Genomic DNA, 13,700 nt, shown 5'->3' on the forward strand with positions numbered 1-13,700 from the left:
AACTAGAAGAATTAAACATTAAGCTAAACAATTTAGTAGCACAGGTAAATGCACAAGATGAAGAAAGTAGAAATATAGAAAATGAAGGAATAGTTGAATGAGGAGCAAGTTCGTCGGCAAACCTCCTTACTAGGGTGACAGGCACTTGTAAAAGAATGTAAAAATAAAAGTGTTAAAATAGTAAAGCCTGTTAATAATATAAATAATAAAAATTGACAGGAGAAATTTTGAAATGGGAAGAAAAAAGCTAGAATGGTATCCTGGAGCTGTGTATCATGTAACTGCTAGAGGTAACCGTAGAAATGATAGACTCAAAGAAAAAATTGATTTTAAATTTTATTTAAAATGTATGGAAGAGTCACTAAGTTAGCTACTGATGCTCATTTTGTTGTAGTATGCTTCTATATTTTAATAGCAGAAGTTCCATAAGACATGGAAAACATGTGGGAATTAACAAATTTTCAAGATACTTTGCCAAAGTATCTTGAGCAAGCAAGTTCGTCGGCAAACCTCCTCACAAAGGTGACAGGCACTTGTAAAACAATGTAAAAATAAAGGCTTTAAAAAATTAAAAACTGTCAACAATAATATAGATAATAAAAATTGACAGGAGAATGTATAAATGGGAAGAAAGAAGTTAGAATGGTATCCAGGAGCTATATATCATGTTACAGCAAGAGGCAATCGAAGAAGTGATTTATTTAAAGAAGAAATTGATTTTGAATTCTATTTAAGATGTATGGAAGAGGCACTATGTTATTACAAAGATTGTTATAGAATTATAAGTTACTGTTTGATGACAAACCATGTACATATACAAATAGAAGCAAAAGAAAAGCCTATAAATTTTTATATTGGTAGGATAAATAATTTTTATGCTAAAAATTTTAATAAGAAATATAATTTTATAGGTCATTTGTTCCAATCAAGATATAATGCTGAAATAATAGAGAAAGATGGATATGTATTAGAAGTAAGCAGGTATATACACTTAAACCCTATGAGAGCAAAAATGGTTAAAAAGCCTGAGGATTTGCTGGTTAGTAACCAATAAACGTATTTATTGGAATGGGTTAGCCACTGATGCTCATTTCTATTATTTGCCTGTAAAATAGACCTATAGGATTAATCTCCTATAGGTCTATTTTTTTCCTAGCTCTATTTTAAATTACAAATTATAACCTGAAATTGCTCATTAAACTTTGTAGTTCAACGGCCATTTCAGTTAAATTTTCAGCAGCATTAGCTACTTCTTTCATTAGTGCTGTCTGCTCCTGCGATGCTGCTACTACGTTCTCAGCATTTCCTGACGATTCAGTTGAAATCTTAGCAACATTCTCAATTGCTCCTAGCATATTGTGTGTCCCTGCACTTATTTCTTCTGTTACTGAGGAAACATCTTCCATTTGGGTAGCGATGTAATTTATATCCTCTAATAGATCTGCAAATGATTTGCCTGCCTGATTCACCATGTTTATGCCATCGTTAACTGCAATACTACCATTATCCATAGCCTTGACAGCATTTACTATTTCCTTTTGAATTTCATTTATTAAACTTGATATATTCTTAGCTGCTGATGCGGATTGTTCTGCTAATTTTCTAACTTCATCAGCTACTACTGCAAATCCTTTTCCTTGTTCACCAGCTCTAGCGGCTTCAATAGCTGCATTTAGTGCTAATAAATTTGTCTGCCCAGCAATAGAAGTTATTAATGATACTATACTTCCAATCTCTTTTGATTTATCTCCAAGTATTGACACTGAGTGTGATGACACTGTTACTTTGTCCCTAATATTATTCATTTGCCCTATAGCAGAGGATACTACATTATTACCTTTTTCGGCTCTTTTAGAAGCTTCTAAAGAAGTATTTGTTACAGCTTGAATATTATTTGATATCTGTTCCATACCTGTAAATATTTCTTCTGCAATCTTCGTTGTATCATTAGCTATTGTAACCTGCTCTCCACTACCAATAGCTACCTGTTGAATAGCTAGAGAAACCTGTTCTGCGGATTGCTGCGTTTGGTCTGAGCTTGCTGTAAGTTCCTCTGATGTTGCTACCACCTGTTCTAAACTTCCAGCAACTTTTTCAACTAATATTCTTAAGTTATTGGCCATTTTGTTTAAATTGTTACCCATTGACCCTAGTTCATTATTACTTCTAACCTTTATTATATGAGTCAAATCTCCTTCTGCAATGGCATGCGAAAGGTCATTTACTTCCTGAATATTCTTAGTAATATAATTACTGAACATAACAATTGCCAATGTCACTAATAAACAAGCGATTAGACTTAGTATAATTATATTAATCAACAATTTATTTATTGGGGCATAAAGTTCCTTTTGTGGAATTGAAAGAACTATATTCCAGGCTAGGTCTGGTATCTGTTTATAATATACAAGATTTTTGCCGTTATCATCTTCAAAAGAAGATATTCCTTCTTTAGTTTGTAAAATTTCTTGCCCTAGCTTTGCTATGCTTGTATTTTTATCTCCTGTGATTTTTGTTTTTATAGCTAAATCTTCAGAAACACCTGCCAAATATGTTCCGTCCTTTCCCAGTAGCATTGCTTTTCCTGTTTGTCCTACTTTAATATTTTTAATATTTTCTTGTATAGTCTGTAAACTCATGTCAGCAGTTACCACACCTAAAAAACTTTTATTTTCATCATATATTGGCGCAGTGGCGGTTAGCATAGTCATCTTTAAAGTATCATCATAGTAAGGGTCCTGCCAAGCAATATTTTTATCAGTATTTTTACCTATAGTATACCAAGATTGCTCAGGATAATTATATGCCTGTGTAGCATAATCCTCAGTAATCTTTGAACTTCCACCGTCTTTGTATGCATAAGGTCCAAAGAATTTTAAATCTTTCTTATATTTATATGGTTCAAACCAAACTCCCACTCCTAATGTGTCTTTATTAGTAGAGAGTACTTCTTCTTGAGATTTTAAAATTGCTGCCTTGCTTAATACCAATCTACTAGCTCCAGTGAATTTTCCTAAATCAACGGCTATCTGAGCATGCTTTTCCATATCTCTATCTATTAAATTAATAGTTTCTTGTAACTGATGTTTCATCCTATTTTCAATTTCAGCAGTTATAAGTTTCTTAGAGATATAATTTGAAAAAACACCCATTGTCAATAAAGATATTAATACTACTGGTAAAATGGAAATAAAAATTATGGTCTTAATACTTTTAAATTTACTAATACTTTCATTTTGTTTAGCTTTAATTTTAAACATATCATCACCTCTTGTGTTATATTTTTGTTATGATTATTACCGTTTATATATATATTATCGATTAAATTTGCAATATCTTTAGGGGTCAGACCCCTAGTATAAAATGTAAACGTAGTTAAATAACAATTTATATTCCTAAAGTAAAATTCAATATATCCGATATACTATATATAGATAGTAAATAAAAAACTTTAATGGAGTTGATTTTATGAGAATAAATAAAAATATTGCCTCTTTAAATATATATAAAGCCTACAGTCAGAATCTTAACAAGCAAAGTGTATCCTTAGGGAGAATATCCTCTGGTATTAAAATAAACAGTTCCAAAGAAAATCCTAATGCCATTGCTCAAAGTGAGAGATTTAGAATGCAGATAAGAGGGCTTCAAATGGCAGCCAGGAATACTCAAGATGGAGTTAGCATGCTTCAAACAGCAGAAGGTGGTCTTGAAGGTATAACAGGTAGTTTGCAGAGAGTTAGAGAACTGTTGGTGCAAGCTGGAGGAACTACAACTCCAGAGGATAAAGAAATAATTCAAAGGGAAATAAACCAGATGTTAGATGGTGCAGATGACATGGCAAATAATACTGAATTTAATGGGGTTAAACTTTTAGCGAAAACTAGTACTGATTCAGATGTTCTAGAAATGGTTACAGGTGCTAATGTAGGAGAAAAGATTGACATACCAAGATACAATCTAACTACATCATCTGCACAAGGATTAGATCTCAATAATACAACTGTGGATGTTAATAATATAGGCGCTTCTATTGAAAATGTAGACAAAGCTCTTGATAAAATCATCGGTGCAAGAAGTAAATTTGGAGCGCTAGAGAATAGATTTGAAAGCACCTATGATTCTACCGTTGAAATTTCAGACAAAATGCAATCAGCGGAAAGCAGTATAAGAGATACAGACATGGCTGAGGAAATGATGCAATACTCTAAGTATAATATTCTTATAGAAGCTGGGAATGCTATGATGGTTCAATCAAACAAATTACCTCAAGATGCACTAAGAATATTGGAAAACGTTAGATCTAGATAGTTGAGTTTTGAGTTGCTTTTTTTAGTTATATAGGAAACAGCTTGCGGAAGTGGCTGTGGATAACATTTATACTCGACTGTAGGGAGAATTCGTTCTTTACACAGTAAAGAAAGTATATATTACGTAAACTTCATTTGAGCAAGCTCTAGTAATTCTTAAATGATTTTAATGGGAGATGCGTTAAGAAAAGTGCATGTTTGAGAATTGCGAGTTTGCACTTTTTAGCATCTTTCATTAAAACCAGTTTAAAATTACTTAGCGCAGCGAACAGAAGTTGTAGTAATATATACTTTCTTTCTTTTTTTATTTGTATTATTTAGCTAAATTAATAGACAAATTACAACAATAATGTATAATATAAATGTACATTATAAAGAAAACACATACTTCATAAAAATTTCTAAAAAAGAAACATAACTACTAAAATAGACATTATAACAATGAAATATAGCAGTTTAAATTTTAATATTAATCAAATTCATAAAAACCAACAAAAAAACATTCGCAGAGTAAACTAAATAGTATATAATGAAATTAATAAAGTGGAATATATTAGGGTTAATAAAAATATTTAGTTATTTATAGTAAAATATAAGATATAAAGAAGGATTTTCTAAGTATATGTCTAATTCTAAATTAAGGGGATGATGATTGTGGGTATAAGTGGGGATCCTATAGGTGGGAATACATATAACTTGTTGAAAAAAAGTATGGATGCTTCTGCAGTTAGAAGTAAGGTTATTGCAAATAATATAGCAAATATTAATACAAAAAATTACAAGAAATTCTATGTTTCATTTGAAGACACATTAAATGACAGCATGGGTGAAAATACAATGAAAACCAGTAATGATAAACATATGCAAAACGGTGGTAGCAATGGAGAAATTACAGTAAAAAGAGAAGAAAACACCAGTATGAGGCAAGATGGTAATAATGTTGATATAGATTTAGAAATGACTAATCAAGCAGCGAATACCTTAATGTTTAATGCACTAGTTACACAAGTTAATAGTAAAATGTCACTTACAAACTATGTTATATCGGGAGGGAAATAAAAAACAATGAATGATGTTTTTAGGGGAATGAGAATAAGTTCTAGTGGGCTAACTGCAGAAAGACTAAGGATGGACACCATAGCTTCTAACATAGCCAATGCAACTACCACTAGGGGAGAAGATGGACAACCATATGTAAGAAAAATAGCTGTGTTTAAGGAGAATCTACAACAAGAAATGGACAAGACAACTGGGTTATATAAAGATAGTTTTAAAGGGGTATCGGCTGTTGGTATTGAAAAAGATACTTCGCCTTTAAGGAAAGTCTATGACCCATCACATCCAGATGCCGATAAAGAGGGATATGTTACAATGCCTAACGTAAATATTTTAAATGAAATGGCAGATATGATTGCATCTACAAGAGCATATGAGGCAAATGTAAATTCTATGACTGCTATAAAAAACATGTTCTCTAAAGCTTTAGAAATCGGTAAATAGGAGGGTGCACAATGAATATTAATGCTTATGTTAATAATACAAAAATATCTAATGAACTTCAAAAGAATTCTGTAGAAGTAGAGAATAAAGGTACTAATTTTTTAGATACTTTAAAAGAAAAATTAGATGACGTTAATGATAAACAAATACAAGCAGATAACATTACTGATCAGTTTGTAAAAGGTGACGAAGAGGATGTACATAAAGTTATGCTATCTACACAAGAAGCTAAACTATCCCTGGAACTTGCAGTGCAAATTAGGAATAAAATTGTAGAGGCTTATCAGGAATTCAATAGGATGCAGATATAGTAAGGGGTGCTGGTGATGAGTAAGCTACTCGAGATGAAGAATAAGGCCACGCAAGGCTTTGGTAATTTAAGTAAAAGTAAAAAAATAGCTTATAGTTTACTTGCGGTGGTAATTATAGTGGCCCTTAGTTCGTTTATACATATAGCATCTTCGACTAAATATGATGTGCTATTTTCCAATATGACATCAGAGGATTCAGGTGCTGTTTTAGCAAAGTTAAAAACAGATAAAGTTAGTTATAAAGTAAGTGGTTCTAGTATATTAGTGCCTAAAGAACAGATTGATAGTCTTAGAATGCAACTTGCGTCAGAGGTTCCACTTACAGAGGGAAGTAAGGGATTTGAACTTTTTGATAATAGTAAAATGTCGCCTACGGATACAGAAACTAAAATCATGTACCAAAGGGCTTTATCAGGAGAAATTGAAAGGGCAATAAAATCTTTTCCTGAAATTGAAGGAGCAAAGGTTAATTTGGTTTTACCAGAAAACACAGCTTTCGTTCGGGAAACCCAGCCAGCTAGTGCTTCTGTTGTAATAAAACTTAAAGCAGGTACTAAGCTTGATGATTCACAGGTAAAGGCAATAGTTGCATTGTTAACTGGAGCTGTAGAAAACCTTCCAAAGGAAAATGTCAGTATAGTTTCTGATAAGTTTCTTCTTTTAACTGAGGGGTTATATGATAAAGACGCAGATACATTAACTGGTTCTACAGATAAACAACAAGAAGTAAAAGCAGAGATTGAAAAAAAATTGGAAGCAAAAATAATGAAGGTATTAGAGCCTATATATAAAACTGGAGTAAGGGTTTCAGTTAATACAGATCTTAATTTTGATGCAATTGAAAAGAAAAGCGTTACATATGATACAAAGGGAGCTGTAGTAAGTTCTAATGATAAACAAACTATAAATGATAGTACTACTACTGATTTAACAACTAGTCCTGTAGATGAAGCTGCAAAAAACTCTACGGCTACAACTCCTAAAAATGGGAATGTTGTTAATAAAGAATCAACAAAAAATTATGATAACTCAAAAGTAGAGGAAAACACAGTAACTGCACCTGGTGGAATTACGAAAATTACTACTTCGGTTGTGTTAGATGGCAATTTGGATCAGGCTACTAAAGCTTCAGTAAATAATTTGGTGGCAGAAGCTATAGGGTTTTCTGGAACTCGTGGTGATACTATAAGCATAGAAGGCTTGAATTTTAATAGTGATAGTAAAAAAGCAGCTGAAAAAGCATTAGTAGATATTGAAAATGTTAATAAAGCAGCTAGTAAAGCGGCCTTATACAAACAGATTGGATTTGGGGTTCTTGCTCTTATAGTACTTCTTATATTGTTTGTTATAATTCGTAAGTCTCGTAAAAAGCCAGAAGAAGCTTCAGAAGGCATTGATACGGTAATTGGGGACAATATTGTTCCAAAGCAGCAAGAATTCTTTGCTCCTATTGAATTTGAGACTAACGATAAGAATCATAATATGGAAAAGCAGGTTAAAAAATATGCTGCAGAGAAACCAGAACAAGTTGCAGATATAATTAAGTCTTGGCTGACGGAAGATGAGAGGTGATAATTAGTGGCTAAAAGTGAAAAACTTACAGGAATTCAAAAGGCAGCTATATTATTTATAACCTTAGGCCCGGATGCCTCATCTGGTATAATAAAAAAATTGCCGGAAAAGGATATACAAAAGATAACCTATGAAATTGCTAATATAGTGTCAGTAAAATCTGAGCAAAGACAGATGATACTGGATGAATTTATGGAAATGAATAAAGCGAAGGATTTTCTGCTAGAAGGTGGACTTGAATATGCAAGAAACTTACTTTCAAAAGCACTTGGAACGACCAGAGCAAAAGAAATATTAGATAAGGTTATGGAGGAAACACAACAGTATAGACCATTTTCCATTGCAAGGAAAGCTGACGCTCATCAACTTTTGAATGTTATATCCAATGAACACCCGCAAACCATAGCACTTATTATGTGTTATATGCAGTCAGATAAGGCTGCTCAGATACTGGCAGCTCTACCACTTGATTTGCAAAGTGAAGTATCTTTTAGAATTGCTACTATGAGTAGCATTTCACCTATGGTTATTAAAGAAATTGAAAAAGTTTTAAATGGAAAATTATCTTCTATTATTAGAACGGATACTGCAGTAGTTGGTGGAATCGAATCCCTTGTGGATATTTTAAATCAAGTAGATAGAACTACTGAAAAGAATATTACTGAGGGTCTTGAAAGAGAAGATGCCGAACTTGCAGAAAAGATTAAAGAATCTATGTTTGTATTTGAAGATATTATTACCCTGGATGATGTTTCAATACAAAGAATCTTAAGAGAAGTAGATACTAAAGATTTATCTCTCGCATTAAAGGGATGTTCAGAAGAAGTGGCAAACACTATATTCAAAAATCAATCTAAGAGAGCAGCAGCATCACTAAAAGAAGATATGGAATTCCTTGGACCAGTTAGACTTATGGATGTTGAAAAAGCACAACAAAAGATTGTTGGTATATTAAGGCGCCTTGATGAAGCTGGAGAAATTGTACTTTCAAGGGGTGGAGAAGATGCAATCATCAATTAATGTGATAAAAAATTCCAGAGTTGTTAAGCAAGGCGATAAGGAGATAAGTACCCAATTAAAAGAAGTTACTAAAGATGGATTTATGGTTGAGAATAATGGCACTAAAAGAGATATTATGGAAAGCTATGAAAAGATAGCAAGCAATATAGTAGCCAGTGCAAGGCTTGAAAGCGAAAAAATTATTTCTAAAGCTTATGTGGATGCAGCAACCGCAAAAACTCAGGCATATAAAGAGGGATTAGACGAAGGACATAAAACGGGTTATGAAAATGGATATAATGAAGCTATGGAAACGTCTAGGGCAGATGCTGAAATCGTAAAAACCATGGCTGACGATTTATTAACTTCAGCAAAAGTTGAGTATAATCAGTATTTAACAGATAAAGAGCAGCAGATAAAATCACTAGTTTTAAGTATAGCTGAGAATATACTTAAAAGGGAGATATTGGAGAAAGATGCTTTGAATGAAATGATCTTCAATACTCTAAAAACTGAAAGAAATATAAAATCCTATATTATAAAAAGTAACAGTTGTCATTTCGACTCTATAAAAGGACAAATAGAGGAGTGGAAACGTAAGCTTGCTTTTCAAGGTGATATATTTGTAATTGAGGACAATTTTTTAGATGATGGAACTGCTGTTATTGAAAAAGACACAGGCAAAAACATTGTAAGTATAGCTTATGGTTTAGAAAAAATAGTGCAAGTTTTTCAGGAAGAGCAAATATAGGTGTAGAAAGGCGACAACTATTATGATAAATCTAAATTTTGAGTATTTAATGAAAAAAATTCCGGATATTAACTACACTTATTCCGAAGGTGTGGTAGTGAATGTTATAGGACTTACTATTGAAGTTCAAGGGATAACGGCTTTTGTTGGTGAGGTGTGTAATATTTATAATATTTCAAATGAGGAAATCCCCTGTGAAGTTGTTGGGTTTAGAGATAAAAATGTAATATTGATGCCACTTGGGGAACTAATAGGTATATCGCCGGGATGCAGGGTAGTGCCAACAGGTAACCCTTTAACCGTGAAATGTTCCGATGAATTGTTTGGAAAGGTCCTAGATGGGTTAGGTAATCCATTATCAGGCCCTGATATTGCGAGGTATACAAAGTATTCACTAAATGCATCGCCTCCAGATCCACTAAAAAGACGTAGAATAACGGAAATTTTACCTACTGGAGTCAGAGCCATTGATGGATTCTTAACTTGTGGGGAAGGCCAAAGAATTGGTATATTTGCGGGTAGTGGCGTAGGTAAAAGTACAACTCTTGGAATGATAGCAAGACAGGCAAAAGCAGAGGTAAATGTTATTGCACTTATTGGAGAAAGAGGAAGAGAAGTACTGGATTTTATAGAAAAGGATTTAGGCGCTGAGGGAATGAAAAAATCAATTATCGTATGTGCAACTTCTGATAAATCGCCCCTAGTAAGACTCAAGGGAGCTTTTACAGCTACAGCAATTGCAGAATACTTTAGAGATCAAGGTAAAAAAGTAATTTTAATGATGGATTCAGTAACAAGATTCGCCATGGCACAAAGAGAAATTGGACTAGCCATAGGAGAGCCTCCAGCTACAAAGGGTTATACTCCATCTGTATTTGCAATGTTACCTAAATTAATGGAACGCAGTGGTATGTCACTTAAGGGATCCATTACAGCTTTTTATACAGTACTTGTTGATGGGGATGATTTCAATGAACCCATAGCAGATGCGGTTAGGGGGATACTTGATGGGCACATAGTTTTATCTAGAGACTTAGCTGCAAAAAATCATTACCCGGCTATTGATGTTTTAGGTAGTGTAAGCAGGTTAATGTCTGAAATTGCTACAACAGAACATAAACAGGTGGCATCTATAGCAAGGGAGCTTATGGCAACTTATAAAGACTCCGAGGACTTAATAAATATTGGGGCATATGTAAAAGGCAGTAGTGTAAAAATTGACAATGCAATTAAATATAATGATAGTATAGAGGCTTTTTTAAAACAGGGTATTAATGAAATTACAGACTTTGACCAAAGTTTAAATTCGCTAAAAAATATTTTTAATTAAAGTATCTAAGAAATGATGTATATATGGCCTTTAAGATGTTCATAGACAAGTTTTCAGAGAGGAGTTTTTAAATTGGCAGATATTTATAAATTTAGACTGCAAAAGCTTCTTGATATTAGAAAAGATAATGAGGATAAAAGTAAACTAATATTTAAAGAAGCACAAAGGGATAGGAATATAGTACAAGAGGAACTAAGTAATCTAAAAGTAAAGTATAAAACTCATAGAAATATAGATGCTCATCAATCTATTATTCAGCAAAAGATGAAACAGAATTATTTAAATGCATTAAATTTGGCTATTGATAAAACCTCTGTGGTTTTAGAAGATAAAGAAGAGATGCTAGAGAAAAAAAGATGTGAATTAAAACAATGTCAAGTTAAAAAAAAGACAGTTGAAATTTTAAAGGAAAATCAAAAGTGTGCTTTTATAAAAGAGCAAAACTTAATTGAACAGAAAACCAATGATGAGTTTGCGCTATATGCTTATATTAGAAATAACCACAGGGAGAGGAGGTGAAAACAGTGAACGTAAATATGAATATGAATGTTGATGTTAATACCTATGCTACTTCTAAAAAGCAGGAGATTCCAAATGCATCAAATAAAAGTGAAGAATTTAAAAGAGTTTTAGATAATCATGAATTGAGTTCTAAGAATTCTTCGAAGGAAAATGTTCAGAAAGAACAGTGTAAAGACCAAAATATAAACGAAACAGATAATGAAAATAAGAGTGCAAGTGTTGAAAATAAGGACACTAAAAACAAGGATATTGAAAACAGTGATGTTGAGAAAACAGCAACTCAGGTTACTCCTGCAAAGGATTTAGACAATACAAAAGATGATAAAGAGTTAAAAACAAAGATAATTAATCTCATAGAAGAAGCTATAGATAAACTTGAAAAAACCATTGATAATTCATCGCAAGAAGTGGAAGGTGCAGATAAATCTGTGTCACAAATGGACCAAATTCAGCAGCTACTTCAGTTATTGAATTCTATGCTTAAAAATAATTCTGAACCTTCAACCACGATAAAACCGGAAGGGGAATCTAATTCTATTGACCTAGAAAGTTTAAAGGTGGGGGCTAAATTAATAGGTGCAGAACAATTAATAGGTACAGATAAATTGATGTCCAATCCAAAGAATGATTTAATAAAAAATAGTCTTAGTGAAATAGTTGCAATGATGGAGCAATTAAAGGGCAATGAACAATTAATATCTAGTCCAAAGAATGATTTAATAAAAAATAACCTTAGTGAAATAATTGCAATTATGGAGCAATCAAAAGAAAGTAACATCAAACCTTCTGAAATAATTGATGTGCTACAAAAATTATCTACAGTAGTAGATGAGTTAAAGGGAGATTTGAGCTTGTTAAAAGTTCCTAATGTACAAGTACTTAGCGGAATTAGTGAGGACAGTGAAGTAAAAGATAATTTAGTTAAAAAGGTAATGGAACTTTGTACTAAGACCACTACTGAAACTCTTCCTAAAAGCCAAATGCAAAGCTCCAATGATTCATCTAAGGAAAATAAATCCTCAGGAAATAGTTTCTCTGAAGAAAAATTCCTTAAAAATTTGCTAGGTGGAGATAAGGATGATATGAAAATATCAAAAGCAGTTAATTTTATGAATCAATTTGAAGCTGCAAAGACCATAGATACTTCTAAGGTTCAAACTACAAATTTAGTAATTGATAAAAATGATTTTACAGTAGATGTAATTGAAAATATAAAATTCATGGAAATTAATAATATTAAGGATTTGACAGTAAAAATGAATCCTAAGGAACTTGGAGAAATAACAATAAAACTTACCATGGAAAGTGGAATCATGAAGGCTAGTATATCTGCTATAAATAAAGATACTTATAATTTATTGAATCAAAACTTTCAAGATATAAGTGATAGGCTGAAAAGTATGGATATCAAAATTCAAAGCTTAGATATAAATATTTATGAGGATTCAACATTTTTTAACAAGGATTCTAAAGGGAAAAACAACAACGGAGGAAAAAATAATAATAATGATACAAAAATAGTTTCAGAAGATGGAAATGATGATATGTCTATAATAAATAATTATGCTATACAAGAAAATCAGGTAAATAAATTTGTCTAAGAATGAAAAAGTCTTTAAAAGAAGGAGTGATAAAAATGGCTATAGATGGACCAATAATAGCACCGCAAATTGTTCCTAGCAGCTCAGTTACTACTAATAAACAAGAAAAAATAACGGATAATGGTACTACAATTAGTCAATCAGCAAATGACGCGGCTAAATCATCAAGAGCAACTGACAGAGGAACTCCAATTGTAAAAAAAGGGGAAGAAATGGACCAAAATTCTTTCTTTAAAATTCTTTCTGCAGAGCTTTCAAACCAAGATCCAACAGCAGCAAAGGATGGTACAGAGTTTGTAGCTCAAATGGCCCAATTTGCGTCATTACAACAAATGGCCAATATGAATAGTACTATGGCTTTTCAAACCTCATCTGCACTAGTGGGTAAGATTGTAGCTTTTAGTAGTTATGATGCAAATGGAATGCAATATGGAGGCACGGTTAAGGCAGTTTATAAAGAAGCAGGTGCAACTTATATGGCGGTGCAATTGTCTGATGGCACTATAAAGGATTTCCCCGCTGACACTTTATCAGATGTTATAGATGTGCCAGATACTACATTAAATAATTTAAATGGCAATGCAGGATTTTCTGCTGCTATAAGTTTAATGGGTAAACAAGTTGAGACTACAGCAACAGATGATGAAAAAGCATATTCAGGAATAGTTAAAAGCGTTTCTAGAGATGCAAAAGGAATTAATTTAACTATAACTAATGATGAAGATGGTAAGGAATGCATTATAAGCTATGATGACATCTCAAAAGTGAAATAAATAAACAATTAATTGTGATGGTAAGGTGATATTA

Annotated in this window: 14 protein-coding genes; 13 read left to right on the forward strand and 1 reads right to left on the reverse strand. The window is 32.4% G+C overall.

Annotated elements, in window-relative coordinates; genetic code table 11:
* Nucleotides 1-232 precede the first annotated feature (232 nt).
* Together ACREVU_RS19875 and ACREVU_RS19880 are read left to right on the forward strand one after the other, a co-directional pair.
* Nucleotides 233-370: a hypothetical protein gene (locus ACREVU_RS19875; RefSeq protein WP_216162584.1), complete on the forward strand. Its 138-nt coding sequence runs from the start codon at nucleotides 233-235 to the stop codon at nucleotides 368-370.
* Nucleotides 371-622: 252 nt separating this feature from the next.
* Nucleotides 623-1,054, forward strand: a complete 432-nt coding sequence (locus ACREVU_RS19880) for a transposase (RefSeq protein ID WP_431553334.1) — start codon at nucleotides 623-625, stop codon at nucleotides 1,052-1,054.
* Nucleotides 1,055-1,175: 121 nt separating this feature from the next.
* Here the strand turns inward: ACREVU_RS19880 and ACREVU_RS19885 are convergent, their stop codons facing one another.
* The gene (locus tag ACREVU_RS19885) at nucleotides 1,176-3,260 is read right to left on the reverse strand and encodes a methyl-accepting chemotaxis protein (protein ID WP_431553335.1); all 2,085 of its coding nucleotides are present in this window, start codon (nucleotides 3,258-3,260) and stop codon (nucleotides 1,176-1,178) included.
* A 208-nt stretch (nucleotides 3,261-3,468) separates the two neighbouring features.
* Here ACREVU_RS19885 and ACREVU_RS19890 point away from each other — a divergent pair, with 208 nt between their 5' ends.
* The 11 genes from ACREVU_RS19890 to ACREVU_RS19940 all read left to right on the forward strand — a co-directional run bounded on the left by ACREVU_RS19890 (nucleotide 3,469) and on the right by ACREVU_RS19940 (nucleotide 13,666).
* Nucleotides 3,469-4,308 carry a flagellin gene (locus ACREVU_RS19890; RefSeq protein ID WP_431553336.1) on the forward strand — a complete coding sequence of 280 codons (840 nt, stop codon included), beginning with the start codon at nucleotides 3,469-3,471 and terminating at the stop codon, nucleotides 4,306-4,308.
* A 647-nt stretch (nucleotides 4,309-4,955) separates the two neighbouring features.
* Nucleotides 4,956-5,366: a flagellar basal body rod protein FlgB gene (flgB, locus tag ACREVU_RS19895; RefSeq protein WP_431553394.1), complete on the forward strand. Its 411-nt coding sequence runs from the start codon at nucleotides 4,956-4,958 to the stop codon at nucleotides 5,364-5,366.
* A gap of 6 nt (nucleotides 5,367-5,372) precedes the next feature.
* Complete coding sequence (gene flgC / locus ACREVU_RS19900; RefSeq protein WP_431553337.1) at nucleotides 5,373-5,807, forward strand: flagellar basal body rod protein FlgC; 435 nt, start codon at nucleotides 5,373-5,375, stop codon at nucleotides 5,805-5,807.
* Nucleotides 5,808-5,818: 11 nt separating this feature from the next.
* Nucleotides 5,819-6,118 (forward strand): flagellar hook-basal body complex protein FliE, encoded by a 300-nt coding sequence (fliE, locus tag ACREVU_RS19905; protein WP_431553338.1) that lies wholly within the window; start codon nucleotides 5,819-5,821, stop codon nucleotides 6,116-6,118.
* A gap of 15 nt (nucleotides 6,119-6,133) precedes the next feature.
* Entirely contained in the window at nucleotides 6,134-7,690 is a 1,557-nt protein-coding gene (gene fliF, locus ACREVU_RS19910) for a flagellar basal-body MS-ring/collar protein FliF (RefSeq protein WP_431553339.1), read from the forward strand.
* A 6-nt stretch (nucleotides 7,691-7,696) separates the two neighbouring features.
* Nucleotides 7,697-8,710: a flagellar motor switch protein FliG gene (gene fliG / locus ACREVU_RS19915; RefSeq protein ID WP_431553340.1), complete on the forward strand. Its 1,014-nt coding sequence runs from the start codon at nucleotides 7,697-7,699 to the stop codon at nucleotides 8,708-8,710.
* The gene (locus ACREVU_RS19920; protein WP_431553341.1) at nucleotides 8,694-9,440 is read left to right on the forward strand and encodes a FliH/SctL family protein; all 747 of its coding nucleotides are present in this window, start codon (nucleotides 8,694-8,696) and stop codon (nucleotides 9,438-9,440) included. Before fliG ends, ACREVU_RS19920 begins: the two co-directional genes overlap by 17 nt.
* 22 nt (nucleotides 9,441-9,462) lie before the next feature.
* Nucleotides 9,463-10,770, forward strand: coding sequence for a flagellar protein export ATPase FliI (fliI, locus tag ACREVU_RS19925; protein WP_431553342.1), 1,308 nt, complete (start codon nucleotides 9,463-9,465; stop codon nucleotides 10,768-10,770).
* Between the two features lie 72 nt (nucleotides 10,771-10,842).
* Nucleotides 10,843-11,289, forward strand: a complete 447-nt coding sequence (gene fliJ, locus ACREVU_RS19930) for a flagellar export protein FliJ (protein WP_431553343.1) — start codon at nucleotides 10,843-10,845, stop codon at nucleotides 11,287-11,289.
* Nucleotides 11,290-11,294: 5 nt separating this feature from the next.
* Nucleotides 11,295-12,893 (forward strand): flagellar hook-length control protein FliK, encoded by a 1,599-nt coding sequence (locus ACREVU_RS19935; protein WP_431553344.1) that lies wholly within the window; start codon nucleotides 11,295-11,297, stop codon nucleotides 12,891-12,893.
* Between the two features lie 35 nt (nucleotides 12,894-12,928).
* Nucleotides 12,929-13,666 carry a flagellar hook assembly protein FlgD gene (locus ACREVU_RS19940; RefSeq protein WP_431553345.1) on the forward strand — a complete coding sequence of 246 codons (738 nt, stop codon included), beginning with the start codon at nucleotides 12,929-12,931 and terminating at the stop codon, nucleotides 13,664-13,666.
* The last annotated feature ends 34 nt before the right edge of the window (nucleotides 13,667-13,700 follow it).

Origin of the sequence: Clostridium sp. (assembly GCF_050717535.1) — a bacterium.
Taxonomy (GTDB): Bacteria; Bacillota; Clostridia; order Clostridiales; family Clostridiaceae; genus Clostridium_AD.